Source organism: Pseudomonas sp. MF09156, from assembly GCF_059862305.1.
The window spans coordinates 112184-130747 of record NZ_JCBCUR010000015.1 but is presented as its reverse complement, the minus strand read 5'-3'; the positions used below and the strand labels follow the sequence as shown (position 1 = coordinate 130747).

The 18564-nt window shown below is 62.2% G+C and carries 18 protein-coding genes; 10 read left to right on the top strand and 8 right to left on the bottom strand.

The genetic code is table 11. The annotated features are described in order from the left end of the window. Positions 1–120 precede the first annotated feature (120 nt). From AC19YY_RS24715 to antA, 4 genes are all read right to left on the bottom strand, one after another. Complete coding sequence (locus tag AC19YY_RS24715; protein WP_169955137.1) at positions 121–1524, bottom strand: amino acid permease; 1404 nt, start codon at positions 1522–1524, stop codon at positions 121–123. A gap of 71 nt (positions 1525–1595) precedes the next feature. Then, entirely contained in the window at positions 1596–2603 is a 1008-nt protein-coding gene (antC, locus tag AC19YY_RS24710; protein WP_099169834.1) for an anthranilate 1,2-dioxygenase electron transfer component AntC, read from the bottom strand. Positions 2604–2753: 150 nt separating this feature from the next. Then, the gene (gene antB, locus AC19YY_RS24705; protein ID WP_169955136.1) at positions 2754–3245 is read right to left on the bottom strand and encodes an anthranilate 1,2-dioxygenase small subunit; all 492 of its coding nucleotides are present in this window, start codon (positions 3243–3245) and stop codon (positions 2754–2756) included. Then, positions 3245–4636: an anthranilate 1,2-dioxygenase large subunit gene (antA, locus tag AC19YY_RS24700; protein ID WP_169955135.1), complete on the bottom strand. Its 1392-nt coding sequence runs from the start codon at positions 4634–4636 to the stop codon at positions 3245–3247. The genes antB and antA overlap by 1 nt, the downstream gene beginning before the upstream one ends. Before the next feature lie 309 nt (positions 4637–4945). On the opposite strand from antA, the gene AC19YY_RS24695 reads away from it, so the two are divergent. Next, complete coding sequence (locus tag AC19YY_RS24695) at positions 4946–5947, top strand: AraC family transcriptional regulator (RefSeq protein ID WP_169955134.1); 1002 nt, start codon at positions 4946–4948, stop codon at positions 5945–5947. A 133-nt stretch (positions 5948–6080) separates the two neighbouring features. Here AC19YY_RS24695 and AC19YY_RS24690 read toward each other — a convergent pair whose 3' ends face one another. Continuing rightward, positions 6081–6956: a LysR family transcriptional regulator gene (locus AC19YY_RS24690; RefSeq protein ID WP_170043670.1), complete on the bottom strand. Its 876-nt coding sequence runs from the start codon at positions 6954–6956 to the stop codon at positions 6081–6083. A gap of 114 nt (positions 6957–7070) precedes the next feature. Between AC19YY_RS24690 and AC19YY_RS24685 the strand changes: the two genes are divergently transcribed. From AC19YY_RS24685 to catA, 3 genes are read left to right on the top strand one after another with little or no spacing between them, the layout of a single operon-like run. After that, positions 7071–8198 (top strand): muconate cycloisomerase family protein, encoded by a 1128-nt coding sequence (locus AC19YY_RS24685; protein WP_170043669.1) that lies wholly within the window; start codon positions 7071–7073, stop codon positions 8196–8198. Between the two features lie 13 nt (positions 8199–8211). Then, the gene (catC, locus tag AC19YY_RS24680) at positions 8212–8502 is read left to right on the top strand and encodes a muconolactone Delta-isomerase (protein ID WP_029299901.1); all 291 of its coding nucleotides are present in this window, start codon (positions 8212–8214) and stop codon (positions 8500–8502) included. A gap of 42 nt (positions 8503–8544) precedes the next feature. Then, complete coding sequence (gene catA / locus AC19YY_RS24675) at positions 8545–9474, top strand: catechol 1,2-dioxygenase (RefSeq protein WP_169955131.1); 930 nt, start codon at positions 8545–8547, stop codon at positions 9472–9474. Between the two features lie 154 nt (positions 9475–9628). On the opposite strand, the gene AC19YY_RS24670 is transcribed toward catA, so the two are convergent. Continuing rightward, positions 9629–10102: an Lrp/AsnC family transcriptional regulator gene (locus AC19YY_RS24670; RefSeq protein ID WP_017531067.1), complete on the bottom strand. Its 474-nt coding sequence runs from the start codon at positions 10100–10102 to the stop codon at positions 9629–9631. Between the two features lie 143 nt (positions 10103–10245). Here AC19YY_RS24670 and kynU point away from each other — a divergent pair, with 143 nt between their 5' ends. Then, a complete protein-coding gene (gene kynU / locus AC19YY_RS24665; RefSeq protein ID WP_492634075.1) occupies positions 10246–11496 on the top strand; it encodes a kynureninase in 1251 nt (416 codons plus the stop codon). A gap of 163 nt (positions 11497–11659) precedes the next feature. Next, a complete protein-coding gene (locus AC19YY_RS24660) occupies positions 11660–13066 on the top strand; it encodes an amino acid permease (RefSeq protein WP_500605023.1) in 1407 nt (468 codons plus the stop codon). On the opposite strand, the gene AC19YY_RS24655 is transcribed toward AC19YY_RS24660, so the two are convergent. Continuing rightward, positions 13012–13908 carry a LysR substrate-binding domain-containing protein gene (locus AC19YY_RS24655; RefSeq protein ID WP_169955128.1) on the bottom strand — a complete coding sequence of 299 codons (897 nt, stop codon included), beginning with the start codon at positions 13906–13908 and terminating at the stop codon, positions 13012–13014. The two genes, AC19YY_RS24660 and AC19YY_RS24655, sit on opposite strands and share 55 nt — an antisense overlap. A 190-nt stretch (positions 13909–14098) precedes the next feature. On the opposite strand from AC19YY_RS24655, the gene AC19YY_RS24650 reads away from it, so the two are divergent. The 4 genes from AC19YY_RS24650 (at position 14099) to AC19YY_RS24635 (ending at position 18119) form a co-directional block, all read left to right on the top strand. Continuing rightward, positions 14099–14863, top strand: coding sequence for a sulfite exporter TauE/SafE family protein (locus AC19YY_RS24650; protein ID WP_170043666.1), 765 nt, complete (start codon positions 14099–14101; stop codon positions 14861–14863). 123 nt (positions 14864–14986) lie between these two features. Then, entirely contained in the window at positions 14987–15577 is a 591-nt protein-coding gene (gene mdaB, locus AC19YY_RS24645) for an NADPH:quinone oxidoreductase MdaB (protein ID WP_169955126.1), read from the top strand. A gap of 41 nt (positions 15578–15618) precedes the next feature. Then, positions 15619–16515: a LysR family transcriptional regulator gene (locus AC19YY_RS24640; RefSeq protein WP_169955125.1), complete on the top strand. Its 897-nt coding sequence runs from the start codon at positions 15619–15621 to the stop codon at positions 16513–16515. 158 nt (positions 16516–16673) lie between these two features. Further along, entirely contained in the window at positions 16674–18119 is a 1446-nt protein-coding gene (locus AC19YY_RS24635; protein WP_169955124.1) for a SulP family inorganic anion transporter, read from the top strand. A 23-nt stretch (positions 18120–18142) separates the two neighbouring features. On the opposite strand, the gene AC19YY_RS24630 is transcribed toward AC19YY_RS24635, so the two are convergent. Beyond that, a complete protein-coding gene (locus AC19YY_RS24630) occupies positions 18143–18523 on the bottom strand; it encodes a lysozyme inhibitor LprI family protein (protein WP_170058537.1) in 381 nt (126 codons plus the stop codon). Positions 18524–18564: the final 41 nt, after the last annotated feature.

The window sequence follows — 18564 nt, the reverse complement described above, 5'->3', positions numbered from 1 at the left end:
TAATGCCCGTCAGTCAAGCGCAGATCCCCTGTAGGAGCGGGCTTGCCCGCGATGCAGGCGGCGCGGTCATCCAGTTAGACCGAGTCGATGCCATCGCAGGCAAGCCAGCTCCTACACAGGTTATTGTGCGACGGCGACGGCCTTGGCTTTCTTCGAACGCAACCAGTACGCCGCAAAGAGAATCCCCACCCACACCGGCATCGCATACACCGAGGGGCGCATGTCCGGGATGGCCAGCATCACGCCAACGATCACCAGCATGAACGCCAGGCACAGGTAGTTGCTGAACGGGAACCAGAAGGTCTTGAACGACGGCACCACGCCTTGCTCGCCCATGGCCTTGCGGAACTTGATGTGCGTCAGGCTGATCAGCGCCCAGTTGATCATCAGCGAAGCAACCACCAGGGCAAACAACAGTACCAGTGCATCCTTGGGTGCCACGTAGTTGATCACCACGCACAGCAACGTCACCAAGGCCGAAATGCCCAGGGCGCGCAACGGTACGCCTTGTTTGTTGAGCTTCATCAGCGCCTTGGGCGCGTCGCCTTGCTCGGCCAGGCCGAACAGCATGCGGCTGTTGCAGTACACGCCGCTGTTGTACACCGACAGTGCGGCGGTCAGCACCACGAAGTTGAGGATGTGCGCGGCGGTGTCGTTACCGATCAACGAGAAGATCTGCACGAACGGGCTGGCACTGTAGGCATCGCCGGACGCGCCGAGGGTTTGCAGCAGTTGATCCCATGGGTACAACGACAGCAGCACGGTCAGGGCGCCGACGTAGAAAATCAGGATCCGGTACACCACCTGGTTGATCGCCTTGGGGATCACCTTGCGCGGCTCGCTGGCTTCGGCAGCCGTAATACCCACCAGCTCCAGGCCGCCGAACGAGAACATGATGAACGCCATCGCCATCAGCAGGCCCATGCCGCCGTTGGGGAAGAAGCCGCCGTGGTCCCACAGGTTGCTGATCGAGGCCTGCGGGCCGCCGGTACCGCTGAACAGCAGGTAGCAGCCGAGCACGATCATGCCGATGATCGCCACTACCTTGATGATCGCGAACCAGAACTCGGTCTCACCGAAGAACTTCACGTTCAGGGTGTTGATCAGGTTCACTGCGATAAAGAACACCACCGCGCTGACCCAGGTCGGTATTTCCGGCCACCAGAACTGGATGTACTTGCCCACCGCCGTTAATTCGGCCATGCCCACCAGCACATACAGCACCCAGTAGTTCCAGCCGGCGAGGAAGCCTGCATAGCCGCCCCAGTACTTGTGGGCGAAGTGGCTGAAGGAGCCGGCGACCGGTTCCTCGACGATCATCTCGCCCAACTGGCGCATGATCAGGAACGCGATAAACCCGGCTATCGCATAGCCCAGGATCATCGACGGCCCCGCCGACTTCAGCACCCCGGCCGAACCGAGGAACAAGCCCGTACCAATCGCTCCGCCCAGGGCAATCAGCTGAATATGCCGGTTTTTCAGGCCACGCTTGAGGCCCACCGGGTTAACCATGTCATCCGCCATTAACATTCCCTTCTACTTGTTTTTTTCAGGGTTGATCCTGCACGCCAGACCCGCCCCTCACTGCTGAGGGGTCAGATATTACTCTCGGTAAACTTTTCGTAATACAGCTGAACGCCATCAAGTGCCTGTTCTTGCAGCCACTTCTTGATCGATTCGACCATTGGAGGGGGGCCGCAGACGTACATATCGGCCGATCTATCCCGCAATTCGGCCAGGTCGAAATGCTCGGTCAAATAGCCGCGCTTGCCAGGCCACTGCGGCGATGGGTCGCTGAGCACTTCGGTGTAGCGAAAACCGCGCAGGGTTTGGGCATACGCCTTGATGCGCTCGGCCTCGCACAAATCCTCGGCCCCGCGCACCCCGTAATACAGGTGCACCGGTTGCTCGCAGCCGCGCTCGGCTAATTCATCGAGCATCCCCAAGAGTGCCGACAACCCGGTGCCGCCGGCCACCAGCACCAGTGGCTGGGTGACGTGCCGCAGATAAAACGCACCCAGCGGTGCCTCCAGGGTGATTTCATCGCCGACCTGGCAGCGCTCGCGTATGTAATTGCTCATCACCCCGTCCGGCAGCAAGCGGATCAAAAACTGCAAGCGGTTGCCCGGGCGGTTGGCGAAGGAGTAGGAGCGCTGGTGCTCGGTGCCGGGGATCGACAGGCGCGCATATTGCCCCGGCAGAAAGTCCAGGGCCTGCTCCAGTTGCACCGCCAGAATCGCGGTGCTGGCCGACACCTGTTGCACCTCGCAGACCCTGGCGCTGACCTGCACCGGCCCTGGCGCATTGCACAGGCTCGAATCGAAATCGAAGTAAAACGCCGCATCCGATTGGACCCGGGTCTGGCAACTGAGCATCTTGCGCTGTTGCAGGTCGAGGCTGGACAAGGCCTCGTCATCCACATAGTCCTGGCTGTAGTCGCCGGACTCGCAACGCCCCTGGCAGGTGCCGCACACGCCTTCGCGGCAATCGAGGGGGATCTTGATGCCACTGCGCAATGCTGCATCCAGCAGGATTTCGTTGCTGCCCACCGCAAAGAACAAGGTCTTGCCATCGGCAAAACTGAAGGCCACTTTGTGATTCATCCACCGTTCTCCATGGATTGGGTAATACCTGTAGGAGCGAGCTTGCTCGCGAAAAACGTTAACGATGGCGCGGGCATCCTGAATGCACGCGCAGCCCTTGGTTTTTTCGCGAGCAAGCTCGCTCCTACAGTTGCAGGGAGGGCGTCAACGTCAGAGGTGGTAGAAATCCAGCACCGAGTTGATCGTGTCATTGAGCAGCAGCGCATGCTTGCGCGTGATCAGCCAGCTGTCGCCGTGGGGCTTGAGGGTGTAGGTGGCGTGGCCATAGAACTGCTCCGACATCGCCAGCCGATAAAACAGCGTGTGCCAGTTCAACCGCACCTGCAGGCAGCCATCAGCCTGCTCGGCGATCCGCACGTTATTGATCAGGTGCAAGGTGCGCGGCATCGGCGTGGCGGACGCGGCCTTGCCGGTGCGCAGGCGGAACACCCGGTCTTCCAGGCCCGAACGGTTGGCGTAGTAGATCAGCGACATCTCGCGCTTGGGATCGCGGGTGTAGACGTGCTCCGAGTCCCACTGCGGCAGGTGGAACTCACTCTGCGGGTCGAACAACTGCACGTAGGCGTCCCAGTCCTGGGCGTCGCACAGCTCGGATTTGCGGTAGAAAAACTGCTCGATCTGATACTGCAATTGCGCGCTCATCATTTCACCTCGTGCAGTTTCAACGACTGTGCGTCCAGACCGTCCAGCAGGAAGGTCTGCCAGTTGCGGTGCTGGTTGACGTACAGCCCTTCGTGGGTGAATTCGGTACCGGTCATGGCCGGTTGGATGCCGATGGCTTCGCTGTTGGGCGTCGGCCCGGTTTCCCAGCGATGGCTGCCCCGGGAGATATCGCTCCAGCGTTCCAGGCGGCCCTGGAAGCCGCGCTGGGCTTCGCGAAATTCCACCAGGTCATCCGGGGTGCCCATGCCGGACACGTTGAAGAAGTCTTCAAACTGGCGGATGCGGTTTTCGCGGTCGGCGTCGGACTCGTGCTTGACCCCCAGGCACTGGCTGATGATCTCGGTCTTGTTCCACGCCACCGGGCGGATGATGCGCAGTTGCGAGCTGATCTGGTCGAGAAAGAACAGGCTCGGGTAGACGTTCAGGTTGCGCAGGCGGTGCATCATCCACTCGGCCTTTTGCTGGCCGTGTTCTGCCACCAGGCGCGGCATGATGGTGGCGTAGCCGGAGCGCACGCTGGGGTTGGGCATGTCGCTGAACAACACGCTGTGGCCGTTGTTGAAGGCAAACCAGCCGTCATCGGTATTGGCATCGCCGGCGCCGAGTTTGCTGTAGTCCAGGGTGCTGCCGCAGGCGCTGCCGTTTTCCGTATTGACCTGCTGGCGATGCTGCACCGTGGCCACGTAGTTATAGTGCACGGTGCTGACGTGGTAGCCGTCCAGGCCGTTTTCGTTCTGCAGCTTCCAGTTGCCGTCGTAGGTGTAGGCCGACTTGCCGGGCAGCACTTCCAGCTCACCGGTGGCGGACTGCGCGACCATCATGTCGAAGAACACTTTGGAATCGCCAAGGAAGTCTTGCAGGCTGTCGGTGCCAGTCACATCGAGGCTGATAAACACAAAGCCCTTGTAGCTCTCGATGCGCGCCTTCTTCAGGCCGCGGGTGGCCTTGTCGAAACCCTCCGGGTATTCCCCCGGCGCCTTGACCTTCACCAGGCGCCCGTCGCTCTTGTAGCACCAGGCGTGGAACGGGCAGGTGAAGGTCGACTGGTTGCCCTTGCCGACACGGGTCAGGGTGGTGCCGCGGTGCTGGCAGGCGTTGATCAGGGCGTTGAGCTGGCCTTCGCCGTCGCGGGTGATGATCATCGGCTGGCGCCCGGCGCGCATGGTTACGAAGTCGTGGTTATTGGCCAGTTCGCTTTCGTGGCAGGCGTAGATCCAGTTCTTTTCGAAGATCAGTTCCATCTCCAGGTCGAACAGCTCGGGCTCGGTGAACATGTCCCGGGCGATGCGGAACACACCCTCGGCCGGACGAAAATCCAGGCAGCTTTCGATAAACGTTTTCCACTGCTCGACGCTTCTTGCACCACTCATGGGAGGCACCTTTTATTGGGTAGCTAATCGGTGGTTCATTAGAGGCGGGCAGGGGGGCGGCCAGCTATCCGCTTAATGGGGGAAGATGGGCCGCATAGTTGGGGAGCAAGTACCCACTCAGGTGCAACGGCGCCGGGGAATGCGCTACTGTCTGGCCAGGCAATTGTCGCAAAAGCCGGCTTCTTATCCACATAGTCGACGCTCGCTATCCACCCAGTGGACAAGTGCCCGACGTGGCGCAGAACTTGCCTTGATCCACCGGACGCGCCGTCAGAGCGCGCTGGCCACAACCGCCGTGAGTGCAACCTGATGAGTAGCCATACACGCGATATCCGTATTGAACGTTTCGACCTTGAAGGCGCCCGCAGCTGGATGTCCGGCATCTGCGGGCCCCATCGGCTGGAAACCGCCACCCCGGAGCGCCTGCGCTTCCACCACAGTGCCAATGTGTTCAAGTCCCGCGCCACCACGCTTGGGGTGATCGAGTACGGCACTGACGTGACCATCGATATCGAAGACGCCGAGCACTTTCGCAGCTACAGCCTGAGCCTGCCGCTGGTGGGCGAGCAGGAGTTGAGCAAGGGGGGCCAGCGCCTGAGCTCCAACCGCGACCAGGGTGTGATCATCTCGCCCAATGAACACCAGGTGCTGGCGATCTCCGGCGACTGCCGCAAGCTGCAAGTGGTAATCACCCGCGCGGCGATGAGCGAAACCCTGGAGGGCCTGTTGCAGCGCCCGATTGATGCGCCGCTGCGCTTTGAGTCGGTGATGGATGCGGTGCAGGGTGCACCGGCGGCGTGGTGGCGCATGGCGCGGCACTTTATCGCTGAGCTGGAGCACAGCAGCGAGCTATACGACCAGGCCGCGTTTACCCGCGACCTGGAAAGCTCGCTGATCAAGGGCCTGATCCTGGCCCAGCCGAACAACTACTCCGAAGAGCTGCGCGACGTGCTGGGGGTCAAGCTGCCTCACTACCTGGTCCGCGCTCGCCAATACATCCACGACAACGCCCGCGAAGCGCTGCACCTGGAAGACCTGGAGGCGGCCACCGGGGTGTCGCGGTTCAAGCTGTTCGATGCGTTTCGCAAATACTTCGCGCTGTCACCCATGGCCTACTTGAAGAAGTACCGCCTGAGCGCGGTGCGCCAGGAAATTCTCGAGCATGGCGCCACCCGCACCATCTCTGAAATCGCCCTGGGCTGGGGTTTTACCCACCTGGGAAGATTCTCGGCGGAGTACCGCAAGCTGTTCGACGAATCCCCCAGCCAGACGCTGCAGCGTAACGACGCCCGACGCATGCGCGGTGCCTGAACACACAGCGGATCAAAATGTAGGAGCTGGCTTGCCTGCGATAGCGGTAGGGCAGTCAAAGAATCTGGTGACTGATCCACCGCTATCGCAGGCAAGCCAGCTCCCACAGGGTATTATTGGTGGCTGGGCTGTTTCAGATCAGCTCTTCCACCAATTGCAGGCAATGACCCAGCCCTGGCGACTGATCATTGATCCGCCGGCTGAGAATGATCGGCGAAGTCGCCGTGGCCTCGACAATTGGCGTATAGCCGATATCCGCCCGGTGCAGCATCTGCACCGACGCCGGCACCAGCGTCACCCCCATGCCCGCCCCGACCAGGCCAATGGCGGTCTGCAACTCGTTGGTCCATTGCGCGACCTTGATCGCCAGGCCGTGGGTGTCGAACAGTGCGATCACATGGTCGGCGTAGCTGGGGCGTGGGTTGCCGGGGTAGAGCACCAACGGCTCGGCGGCCAGTTGCGCGAGGGTCACCGGTGCGCCCAGCAGCGCATGCCCGGCCGGCAACACCGCCACCAGCCGATCCTCGACCAACACGCGCTGGACGATGGCCGGGTCATCAATGCGAATCCGCCCGAAGCCCACGTCGATACGCCCGGCCTTGAGCGCTTCGACCTGTTGCAGGGTGGTCATCTCCGACAGCCCCAGCTCCAGTTCCAGCGCGTCATGGCTGCGCAGGCGGCGAATCAGCTCCGGCAACACGCCGTACAGGGTCGAGGGGGCAAAACCGATGCCCAGCCAGGTCTTCTGCCCCAGGCCGATGCGCCGGGTGTTGTCGCAGGTCTTGGCCAATTGCTCCAGCAGCACATTGGCGTGCTCATAGAAGTACCGCCCGGCTTCGGTCAGCCGCAGCGGGCGGCCACGCTCCAGCAGGACCACGCCCAGTTCGTCTTCCAATTGCTGGATCTGCCGGCTCAACGGCGGCTGGGCGATGTGCAGGCGTTCGGCGGCGCGGGTGAAGTTCAGGGTTTCCCCCAGCACCTGGAAGTAACGCAGGTGGCGCAGTTCCATACGGGTTCCTCTCATACCTTGAGGGTATTGTTCGAGACCAATTCTATATTGGAAGCCAGCAACAATGGGCGACAGAATCGGGCAAGACCTATAAAGAACCCAACGGGTATTGCCATGCCGATTTGCGCCATCGAGTCGATCGAGACCATCATCGTCGATCTCCCCACCATCCGCCCGCACAAGCTGGCGATGCACACCATGCAAAACCAGACCCTGGTGATTATCCGCGTGCGGTGCGCCGACGGCATCGAAGGGATCGGCGAGTCCACCACCATCGGTGGCCTGAGCTACGGCAACGAAAGCCCCGACAGCATCAAGGTCAATATCGACCAACACTTCGCGCCGCTGTTGATCGGCCAGGATGCCAGCAACATCAACGCCGCCATGTTGCGCCTGGAGCGCAGCATCCGTGGCAACACCTTTGCCAAGTCCGGCATCGAAAGCGCCTTGCTCGATGCCCTTGGCAAGCGCCTGAGCCTGCCGGTCAGCGAGCTGCTCGGCGGCCGCGTGCGCGATGCCCTGCCGGTGGCCTGGACGTTGGCCAGCGGCAATACGCAAAAAGACATCGACGAAGCCGAAAAAATGCTCGACCTGCGCCGCCACCGCATCTTCAAATTGAAGATCGGCGCCGGTGAAGTCAGCCAGGACCTGGCCCATGTGGTCGCGATCAAAAAAGCTCTGGGCGAGCGCGCCAGCGTGCGCGTCGACGTCAACCAGGCCTGGGACGAAGCCGTGGCCCTGCGCGCCTGCAAGGTGCTGGGCGATAACGGTATCGACCTGATCGAACAGCCCATCTCGCGCAATAACCGTGGCGGCATGGCCCGGCTCAACCTCTCGAGCCCGGCGCCGATCATGGCCGACGAGTCCATTGAATGTGTCGAAGATGCCTTCAACCTGGCCCGCGAAGGCGCGGCCTCGGTGTTCGCCCTGAAGATCGCGAAAAACGGCGGCCCGCGCGCAGTATTGCGCACGGCGGCGATTGCCGAGGCGGCGGGTATCGGCCTGTATGGCGGCACCATGCTTGAAGGCGGTATCGGCACCCTGGCCTCGGCCCACGCGTTTCTCACCCTCAATAAACTGGCGTGGGACACCGAGCTGTTCGGCCCGCTGCTGCTGACCGAGGACATCCTCAGCGAGCCGTTGGTGTATCGCGATTTCCACCTGCATGTCTCGACCGCCCCGGGCCTGGGCCTGGCCATCGATGAGGAACGCCTGGCGTTCTTCCGTCGCGACAAACATTAAGAGGACGCCTGCGATGTTGTTTCACGTAAAAATGACCGTAAACCTGCCCGTGGACATGAACCCCGAGCGTGCGGCGGCCCTCAAGGCCGACGAAAAAGCCCTGGCCCAACGCCTGCAAGCGCAGGGCAAATGGCGCCACCTGTGGCGCATCGCCGGGCTGTACGCCAACTACAGCGTGTTCGATGTCGACAGCGTGCAGGAACTGCATGACCTGCTGATGCAACTGCCGCTCTATCCCTACATGGCCATCGAAGTGAATGCCCTGTGCCGGCATCCGTCGTCGATCCATGAGGATGATCGCTGAGTCTGTCTAGCCACCTAATAATTACAAGATGAGGATTGCACCATGTCCATTCGACTGTCCCAGACTGCCCACGCCCAACGCTTCCTCGAAGAAGCCAGCGGCAACCTCAATGACGCCGGCAACCCACGGGCCAAGGCGCTGATCTACCGGATCCTGCGCGATACGGTAAATATCATCGAAGACCTGGAAGTGACCCCGCAAGAGTTCTGGAAGGCGGTCAACTACCTCAACGAACTGGGCAAGAACCAGGAAGCCGGGCTGCTGGCTGCGGGCCTGGGCCTGGAGCATTACCTGGACCTGTTGATGGACGCCGCCGACGAGCAAGCCGGCAAATCCGGCGGCACCCCGCGCACCATCGAAGGGCCGCTGTACGTGGCGGGTGCGCCGCTGTCCAAGTACGAGGCGCGGCTGGACGATGGCCTGGATGCGGCCGTGCCGCTGTTTATGCGCGGGCAAGTGCGCGATATCAACGGCAAGCCATTGGCCGGGGCGATTGTGGATGTGTGGCAGGCCAACACCGGCGGTACTTACTCCTGGTTCGACCCATCGCAATCGGAATTCAACCTGCGTCGCCGGATCGAGACCGACGCCCAGGGCAATTATCGTTTCCGTAGCATCGTGCCGTCTGGCTACGGCTGCCCACCGACCGGCCCGACCCAGCAGTTGCTCGATCAACTGGGGCGCCACGGCCAGCGGCCGGCGCATATCCACTTCTTCATCTCGGCACCGGGGCATCGGCACCTGACCACGCAGATCAACCTGTCGGATGATCCGTATCTGCATGATGACTTTGCCTACGCGACCCGGGATGAACTGATTGCCGAAATTCGCTTCAGCGAAGACCCGCAGCTGGCGCGGGAGTTTGGCGTGGAGGGCAAGTTTGCGCAGATTGATTTCGACTTCGAGTTGCAGCCGGCGGCCGCGCCCGTAGAGCAAACACGCATGCAACGCGTACGCGCCCTCGAAGACTGAACACGGTAAAAAAATGTGGGAGCGGGCTTTTGTGGGAGCTGGCTTGCCTGCGATGGTGTCGCCTCGGTATTGCAGATAAACCGAGGTGTCTGTATCGCGGGCAAGCCCGGCTCCCACAAAAGCTAGCTCCCACAGGTGATCAGCGGTGTGTTGGTTATTTGCGTACGACCAGGTCCAGCACCTCATCCCGGTCCTTGATCTTCTGCAACACGATCTCCGAGCGGATATCCATCACCCCCGCCGTGCGGTTCAGGTGGTTCACGATAAAGTCCGAGAAGTGCTTGAGGTTGCGCGCCTGCACCCGCAGCACATAGTTACTGGCGCCGGTGATCACATAGGCACTGGCCACTTCCGGCCAGCCTTGGACCTTCTTGATAAACGTCTCGTGCCAGTCCTCCACATCCTGGCGTAACGACAGGTGGACGATGGCTTCCAGCTCGATCCCCAACTGCTCGGCATTGAGCACCGCGCGATAACCGCTGATCACCCCCTCACTTTCCAGCAGGCGCAAGCGGCGCAGGCAGGCGGACGGCGACAGGGCGACTTTCTCCGCCAGTTCCTGGTTGCTGATACGGCCATCCTGTTGCAGGAAATGCAGGAGGCGCAGGTCGGTGGCGTCGAGAATCATGCTTAGAATTAATCCGCGTATTTGGAGGTTAAATTCGAATTTCCTACAGCTTATTAAGCCAGTTGTAGCGCACTTTGCACGAAAATTCTGCAAATCTTCGTTCATTATTTGGTCCATCGTCACCTATAAAAACAGGACTTTTCATGACCAGCCGAAATCATTGCCAGACCCTCGACGCCCAAGACCCGCTGGCGCCACTGCGCGATCAATTTGCGCTGCCGGAAGGGGTGATCTACCTCGATGGCAACTCCCTCGGCGCACGCCCGGTGGCGGCGCTTGCGCGGGCACAAGCGGTGATTGCCGAGGAGTGGGGCAATGGTTTGATCCGCAGCTGGAACAGCGCCGGCTGGGCCGACCTGTCCCAGCGCCTGGGCAACCGCCTGGCGCCGCTGATCGGCGCGGGCGAGGCCGAAGTGGTGATTACCGATACCACTTCAATCAACCTGTTCAAGGTGCTCAGCGCCGCCTTGAGCGTGCAGCGCCAACGCCAGCCGCAGCGCAAGGTGATTGTCAGCGAAGCAAGCAACTTCCCCACTGACCTGTACATCGCCGAAGGCCTGGCGGCACTGCTGCAACAGGGCTACAGCCTGCGCCTGGTGAACAGCCCGGACGAACTGCCGGCGGCCATCGACCAGGACACCGCCGTGGTGATGATCACCCACGTCAACTACAAGACCGGCTACATGCACGACATGCAGGCGCTGACCGCCCTGAGCCACGAGTGCGGCGCGCTGGCGATCTGGGACCTGGCGCATTCGGCGGGCGCGGTGCCGATTGACCTGCACCAGGCCGGCGCCGACTACGCCATTGGTTGCACCTACAAATACCTCAACGGCGGCCCGGGTTCCCAGGCGTTTGTCTGGGTCAACCCGGCGCTGGTCGAGTTGGTGACGCAGCCGTTGTCGGGCTGGTTCGGCCATAGCCGCCAGTTCGCCATGGAGTCCAACTACGTGGCCGGCAAAGGCATCACCCGCTACCTGTGCGGCACCCAGCCGATCACCTCGCTGGCGATGGTCGAGTGCGGCCTGGATATCTTCGCCCAGACCGACATGGCCAGCCTGCGCCGCAAATCCCTGGCGCTGACCGACCTGTTTATCGAATTGGTGCAAAGCCGCTGCGCGGCCCATGACCTGACGTTGATCACCCCGCTCGAGCACGCCAGGCGCGGCAGTCATGTGAGCTTTGAACACCCTGAAGGCTACGCCATCGTCCAGGCCCTGATCGCCCGTGGGGTGATCGGTGACTACCGTGAGCCGAAGATCATGCGCTTTGGTTTTACCCCGCTGTACACCAGCTTTACCGAGGTGTGGGATGCGGTAGAAATCCTTGGCGAAATCCTCGATGAAAAAACCTGGGACCAGCCACAATTCAAGGTGCGCCACAGCGTCACCTGAAAACACCACAAAACCCTTGTAGGAGCTGGCTTGCCAGCGATGAAATCGCCTCGGTCCGACTGACTACCGAGGTGTCTGCATCGCAGGCAAGCCAGCTCCCACAGCCAGCTCCCACAGGTGCTTGGCCAGCAGTAACAATCACAATAATAAAAGGGGCACGCACGTGACCACGCCAGACAACGGCTTTGCAGCAATCACCAACCGCGAACTGGGCCTGCGGCGCCAGCTCACTTCCGGGCAGATGAGCATGATCGCCATCGGTGGCGCCATCGGTACCGGGCTGTTCATGGGCAGTGCCTACGCCATCGGCTATGCCGGGCCCAGCGTGCTGGTCAGCTACGCCATCGGCGCGTTGATCACCTTGTTGTTGATGGGCTGCCTGGCGGAAATGACGGTGGCCCATTCCACCTCCGGCTCTTTTGGCGCCTACGCCGAGTTCTACATCAGCCCCCTGGCCGGTTTTTTGGTGCGCTATGCCTACTGGGCGGCGATTGTGCTGGCGGTGGGCGCCGAGGTCACGGCGGTGGCGATGTACATGAAGTACTGGTTCGCCAACGTGCCGGAATGGGTGTGGATCGTCTCCTTCTCCAGTGTGCTGATCGTGCTCAACGCCATCAGCGTCAAGACCTTCGGCAACTTCGAATACTGGTTCTCGACGATCAAGATCAGCGCGATTGTCGGCTTCATCATCCTCGCGGTGTATGTGGTGTTCGGCTCCGGCAACCCGGATTACGGGGTGCAGAACTACACGGCCCATGGCGGGTTTTTCCCCAATGGCCTGAGTGGCATGTGGATCGCGGTGATCGTGTCGATCTTCAGCTACCTGAGCGTGGAGATGATCGCGGTGGCGGCGGGCGAAGCGGCCAACCCTGAGCAGGCGGTGAAAAAAGCCTTCCGCGCGACGATTGTGCGGCTGGTGGTGTTCTACCTGCTGACTCTGGCGCTGATGCTGGCCATCGTGCCCTGGAACCAGTCCGGGCAGAGCCAGAGCCCGTTTGTCACGGTGATGCAGACCATTGGCATTCCCGGCGCCACCGGGGTGATGAACTTCGTGATCCTGATTGCCGCGCTATCGGCCATGAACAGCCAGCTCTACATCACCACGCGCATGATGTTCAGCCTGTCGCGCGCCGGCTTCGCGCCAAAATCCATGGGCGCCCTGAGCAAGAACGGGATCCCGCTCAATGCCCTGTTGCTGTCCAGTTCGGGCATCGCCCTGGCGACCCTGCTCAACGTGGTGTACCCGGAAAGCTCCTTCACCTTGATGATGGCCATCTCGATGTTTGGCGCGATCTTCACCTGGTTCATGATCTTCCTCACGCACCTGTTCTTCCGCCGCTACCGCAAGCGCCACGGCGGGCCGAAGTTGTCGTTCCAGCTGCGGCTGTTTCCCTACAGCACGCTGCTGGGGCTGGTGCTGATGGGCGCGGTGATGATCACCACGTTCTTCACCGAAGCGTTCAAGATGACCCTGGTGTTTGGCGTGCCGTTCCTGTTGATTCTCTCGGCGGTGTATTACGTGTTTTTCCGCAAAGGCACGGACAAGGCATCGAGCAAGGCCCTGGCGTAACCCGGCAACTGCTCGAACGAACGCGCGCACAGCAGCAGTTTGCGACAGGCCCAGTCCTCCGTCAGGGGCTGGGCCTGGAATGGCCGCGCGCGGGGCCAGCGCTGCAACGCGGCCAGCGGCACAATTCCCAGGCCCGCGCCACGGGCGACCATGCGCATCACCCCATCAAAACCATCGGCCCGCACCCGGGTCTGCAAGCGAAAGCCTGCGTGCAGGGCCTGTTCCTCCAAGTACACCGCCAGCGCGCTGTCGGCGGCCAGGCCCACGTAGTCGTAGGGCAGGCTGTCGATAAAACTCAGCGCGCCGGCCGTCAGCGCGTGACCCGTCGGCAGGATCAACACCAGCGGGTCATCGCGAAACGGCCGGGTCTGCAAGCCATGGGTGTCCACCGCATCGGAAATAATCCCCAGGTCCGCCGCGCCCTGGCGCAGGGCGTGGGTGATGCGCAGGCTGGGCAGCTCTTGCAGGTCGATATCGAGGTTGGGGTGGGCGCAGAGAAAATCCGCCAGCAACTCCGGCAGGTATTCGCTGAGGGCGGTGGTGTTGCACAGCAGGCGCACCTGGCCTTTGACGCCGTTGGCGTATTCCGCCAGCTCCTGTTGCAGGCGTTCGGCCTGTTGCAACAGCAGGCGCGCGTGCCGGGCCAGGGCGTTACCGGCGGCCGTCGGGGTCACGCCACGGCGGCCGCGCTGCAGGAACTCGACGCCCAGTGAGGCCTCCATTGCGCGGATGCGCGCACTGGCGGCGGCCAGGGACAAGTGGCTGCGGGCGGCGCCGGCGGTGATGTTGCCGGTGTCGAGGATGTGCAGGTAGAGGCGCAGGTCGGTCAGGTCAAAGTGCATGGCTGGGGTTCTCGGGTGCCTGGACGGGCCTTATCGCAGGCAAGCCAGCTCCCACATTTGGAAGGGTGAACACATTCAGAATGTGGGAGCTGGCTTGCCTGCGATAGCGGTCTGAGCCTCACGCAAAACAAGAGGCTGCCTCAGTATATGGCGAATTTCCAACCCCAAGGCAAACCCGCAAACTCCCCCCATGACTACCTTCCTCGCGTTCTACCAAAACCTGGGTTCAGCCCTGACTCTGCTGGTGATCGGCACCTTCCTGCTGGCCGGTGCCGTCAAGGGCGTGATCGGCCTGGGCCTGCCCACCGTCGCCATGGGCCTGCTCGGCCTGGCTATGTTGCCGGCGCAGGCTGCGGCTTTGTTGATCATCCCTTCGACGATTACCAACCTCTGGCAACTGAGCTTCGGGGGGCACCTGGGCGCATTGAGCAAACGCCTGTGGCCCATGCTGCTGCTGGTTTTCTTGGGCACCGGGCTCGGTTCGCTGTGGCTGGGCATGGACGGTGGCCCCTGGGTGGTGCGGGCCTTGGGCGGGGCGTTGCTGGTGTATGCGCTGTGCGGGCTGTTGCTGCCGACGTTCCGTGTGCCTGCCCGCACCGAGCGCTGGCTGGGCCCGCTGTGTGGGCTGCTGACGGGGATCATCACCTCGGCCACCGGCGTCTTCGTGATCCCGGCCGTGCCCTACCTGCAAGCACTGGGCTTGAGCCGTGACCAACTGGTGCAGGCGCTGGGCCTGTCCTTCAGCGTGTCGACCCTGGCCCTGGCAGGCGGGCTGTTCTGGCGCGGCAACCTCGGGGCCGGCGAACTCAATGCTTCGTTGCTGGCGCTGGTGCCGGCGCTGCTGGGCATGTGGCTGGGGCAAAAGCTGCGCCAGCGCATCAGCGCTGTGCTGTTCAAGCGCGTGTTCTTTATAGGCATGGCAGCCCTGGGCGGGCACTTGCTGGTGGGTGGCTAGCGCAACAATCAAATGATTACTCGTGCCTTAGGGTCAAAAGTGTTTTGCCGATCCGTGGCTTACTCCCCCGAGGAGTTGCCCGTAGCCTGCGCTCATACATTTTCAACCTTCAGGTAAACCTCCATGAAAAAAGTTCTGTTGCTCAACGGTGGCAAGAAATTCGCCCACTCCGATGGTCGCTACAACAACACCCTGCATGACGCCGCCCTGGCGGTGCTGGACCGGGGTGGTATCGACGTGAAAGTCACCCATATCGACGCCGGCTACGACGTGGCCGAAGAAGTCGCCAAGTTCCTCTGGGCCGACGTGATCATCTACCAGATGCCCGGCTGGTGGATGGGCGCCCCGTGGATCGTCAAGAAGTACATCGACGAAGTTTTCACCGAAGGTCACGGCAGCCTGTACGCCAGCGATGGCCGCACCCGTTCCGATGCGTCGCAAAAATACGGCAGCGGCGGCCTGATCCAAGGCAAGCAGTACATGTTGTCGCTGACCTGGAACGCGCCGCAGGCCGCATTCGACGACCCCAGCGACTTCTTCGAGGCCAAGGGCGTGGACGCGGTGTACTTCCCGTTCCACAAGGCCAACCAGTTCCTCGGCATGAGCGGCCTGCCGACTTTCCTCTGTGTGGACGTGATGAAACGCCCCTCCATCGAGGCTGATGTGCTGCGCTACGAACAGCATCTGGCCCAGGTGTTTAACCTGGCGCCGTAATACGGCTAGTATCCACGCAGCCGTATTCACGAGGATGCACGTTGAAAGCCCGATCCGATGAGCTACAGATCTTCGTCTGCGTGATTGAATGCGGTTCGATTTCCGCCGCCGCCGAACAAGTCGGGCAGACGCCCTCGGCGGTCAGCCGCACCCTGTCGCGGCTCGAAGCCAAGCTCGACACCACCCTGATCAACCGCACCACGCGGCGCATGGACCTGACCGAAGAGGGCAAGTACTTCTTCGAGCAGGCCAAGCTGATCCTGGAACAGATGCAAGCGTTGGAAGAGCGCCTGTCGTCGCGCCAGAAAACCCCGTCCGGGCGCTTGCGGATCAATGCCGCGTCACCGTTCATGCTGCACGCCATCGTGCCGTACGTCGCCGAGTTCCGCCGCCTGTACCCGGATATCCAGCTGGAGCTCAACAGCAACGACCTGATCATCGACCTGCTGGAGCAGAGCACCGATATCGCCATCCGCATCGGCGCCCTGGCGGATTCGACCCTGCACGCCCGCTCCCTGGGCTGCAGCCCGCTGCATATCCTTGCCAGCCCGGCCTATCTGGCACAACACGGCACGCCAGCGACCGTGGCCGACCTGGCCAACCATACGTTGCTGGGCTTTACCCAGACCGAAACCCTCAACCACTGGCCGCTGCGCCATGTGCAGGGCGACCGCTGGCAGATCGAGCCGGGCATTGCCGCGTCCAGCGGTGAAACCCTGCGCCAACTGGCGTTGGAGGGGCAGGGGATCGCCTGCCTGTCGCACTTCATGACCATCGAAGACATCAACGCCGGCCGATTGCAGACGGTCCTGGCTCCGTTCAACAGCGGTTACCGCCAGCCGATCCACGCGGTGTACTACCGCAACTCGCAACTGGCCCTGCGTATCCAATGCTTCCTCGACTTTATCCAGGAAAAACTGGCGCGCTACGCCTGTTGACCTACCCGTTGTAGGAGCCGGCTTGCCGGCGATAGCGGCCTGAAGGTTGCGGGGTGATGCAACTGGCCTCATCGCCGGCAAGCCGGTTCCTACTGGTTCGGTTTCGTGGTTTTGCGTACCATCGCCGCCTCATCCCCCGCAACTCCCCCGGTAAACCCATGAAGCTCTCTCGTCTGCGCGCCGACGCCCTGGCCGGACTCACCACGTCTTTTGCCTTGTTGCCCGAATGCATCGCCTTTGCCCTGGTAGCCCACCTCAACCCGCTGATGGGCCTGTATGGCGCCTTTATCATCTGCACCTTGACCGCGTTGTTCGGCGGCCGGCCGGGGATGGTCTCGGGGGCGGCAGGGTCGATGGCGGTGGTGATCGTCGCGCTGGTGGTGCAACACGGGGTGGAGTACCTGCTGGCGACGGTGGTGCTCGGCGGCCTGATCATGATTGCCTTCGGCCTGCTGCGCCTGGGCAAGTTGGTGCGCATGGTGCCGCACCCGGTGATGCTCGGTTTCGTCAACGGCCTGGCGATCATCATCGCCCTGGCGCAACTGGAGCATTTCAAAAGCGCTGAGGCCTGGCTCAGCGGTACACCGTTGTACGTGATGACGGGGTTGGTGGCGGCGACCATGGCCATCGTCTACCTGCTGCCCCGCCTGACCCGCGCGGTGCCGCCGGCGCTGGTGGCGATTCTTGGTGTGGGGCTTGCGGTGTACCTGCTGGGCTTGCCCACTCGCACGCTGGGCGAAATGGCCCACATCGCCGGCGGCCTGCCGACGTTTGCCCTGCCGCAGATCCCCTGGACCCTGCAAACCCTGGGCATCATCGCGCCTTATGCGTGTTTGATGGCCATGGTCGGGCTACTGGAAACCTTGCTGACCCTCAACCTCACCGACGAAATCACCGAGACCCGTGGCTACCCCGACCGCGAAAGCGTGGCCCTGGGCGCGGCGAACATGGTCAGCGGGGTGTTTGGCGGCATGGGCGGCTGCGCGATGATCGGGCAGACGGTGATCAACCTCAGCTCGGGCGGGCGCGGGCGGTTTTCCGGGGTGTTTGCCGGGGTGATGATCCTGCTGTTTGTTTTGTTCCTGTCGCCGCTGATCGAGCGCATTCCCCTGGCGGCGCTGGTGGGGGTGATGTTCGTGGTGTCCCAGCAGACCTTTGCCTGGGCGTCGCTACGGGTGATCAACAAGGTGCCGCTCAATGATGTGCTGGTGATCATCGCGGTGACGGTGATCACGGTGTTCACCGACCTGGCCACGGCGGTGCTGTGCGGGATTGTGATTGCCGCGCTCAACTTTGCCTGGCAACAGGCGCGGGAGCTGTATGCCGATGAACATCTGGAGGCCGATGGCAGCAAGCTCTATCGCCTGCACGGCACCCTGTTCTTTGCCTCGACCACACCGTTCTTGAACCAGTTCGACCCGGCCAACGATCCGGCTCAGGTAACGCTGGACTGCCGGCACCTGAGCTTTGTCGACTACTCCGCCATCGCCGCGTTGATGACCTTGCGCGAGCGCTACGCCAAGGCCGGCAAGCACCTGCGGGTGCTGCACTTGTCGGAGCGCTGCAAGAAACTGCTCAAGCGTGCGCGGGTGCAGCACGACTGATCCTGGCGGGATAGGCGAGGGGGTTAGGGGCCGACGAGGTTTTCCAGCTCCTCGGCGCGGGTCTGGGTCATGTCCAGCACACAGCCGGAGCCGTTGACCTGATCGATGCTGCCGCCGGTCGCGGAGCCGACGAAGGCGCAATTGGCATCGCGGTATTTGATCCACAGGCGTTGCACATCCTGCAGTTGTTGCTTGCGCTGGCCCTGGGCATCCAGCGCGGCTTTATAGGCGTTGTTCAGGCGCTGGTCCTGAATCCTGGTTTGTTCGACGTTGCAACTGACCATCGCCGCCGTGGTGTTGGCGGCGTCCAGGCATTTTTGCAGGGCCGGGCTGCTGTCGGCGGCCACTGCGGCGCCGCACAAGGCCAGCCACAGCGTGCTGGCGGTGAAAGTTCTCAGGTTCATCTTGGGCTTCCTGGCGGTTATTGGGTTGCAGTTTAGGCCAG

Coding starts and splice junctions, on each gene's coding strand:
- AC19YY_RS24695 (WP_169955134.1), top strand. CDS start 4,946: ATGAGTAGCCATACACGCGATATCCGTATTGAACGTTTCGACCTTGAA.
- AC19YY_RS24715 (WP_169955137.1), bottom strand. CDS start 1,524: ATGGCGGATGACATGGTTAACCCGGTGGGCCTCAAGCGTGGCCTGAAA.
- AC19YY_RS24630 (WP_170058537.1), bottom strand. CDS start 18,523: ATGAACCTGAGAACTTTCACCGCCAGCACGCTGTGGCTGGCCTTGTGC.
- AC19YY_RS24655 (WP_169955128.1), bottom strand. CDS start 13,908: ATGCACTTTGACCTGACCGACCTGCGCCTCTACCTGCACATCCTCGAC.
- AC19YY_RS24635 (WP_169955124.1), top strand. CDS start 16,674: ATGAAGCTCTCTCGTCTGCGCGCCGACGCCCTGGCCGGACTCACCACG.
- AC19YY_RS24685 (WP_170043669.1), top strand. CDS start 7,071: ATGCCGATTTGCGCCATCGAGTCGATCGAGACCATCATCGTCGATCTC.
- mdaB (WP_169955126.1), top strand. CDS start 14,987: ATGAAAAAAGTTCTGTTGCTCAACGGTGGCAAGAAATTCGCCCACTCC.
- AC19YY_RS24690 (WP_170043670.1), bottom strand. CDS start 6,956: ATGGAACTGCGCCACCTGCGTTACTTCCAGGTGCTGGGGGAAACCCTG.
- catC (WP_029299901.1), top strand. CDS start 8,212: ATGTTGTTTCACGTAAAAATGACCGTAAACCTGCCCGTGGACATGAAC.
- catA (WP_169955131.1), top strand. CDS start 8,545: ATGTCCATTCGACTGTCCCAGACTGCCCACGCCCAACGCTTCCTCGAA.
- antC (WP_099169834.1), bottom strand. CDS start 2,603: ATGAATCACAAAGTGGCCTTCAGTTTTGCCGATGGCAAGACCTTGTTC.
- AC19YY_RS24650 (WP_170043666.1), top strand. CDS start 14,099: ATGACTACCTTCCTCGCGTTCTACCAAAACCTGGGTTCAGCCCTGACT.
- kynU (WP_492634075.1), top strand. CDS start 10,246: ATGACCAGCCGAAATCATTGCCAGACCCTCGACGCCCAAGACCCGCTG.
- antA (WP_169955135.1), bottom strand. CDS start 4,636: ATGAGTGGTGCAAGAAGCGTCGAGCAGTGGAAAACGTTTATCGAAAGC.
- AC19YY_RS24670 (WP_017531067.1), bottom strand. CDS start 10,102: ATGATTCTCGACGCCACCGACCTGCGCCTCCTGCATTTCCTGCAACAG.
- antB (WP_169955136.1), bottom strand. CDS start 3,245: ATGAGCGCGCAATTGCAGTATCAGATCGAGCAGTTTTTCTACCGCAAA.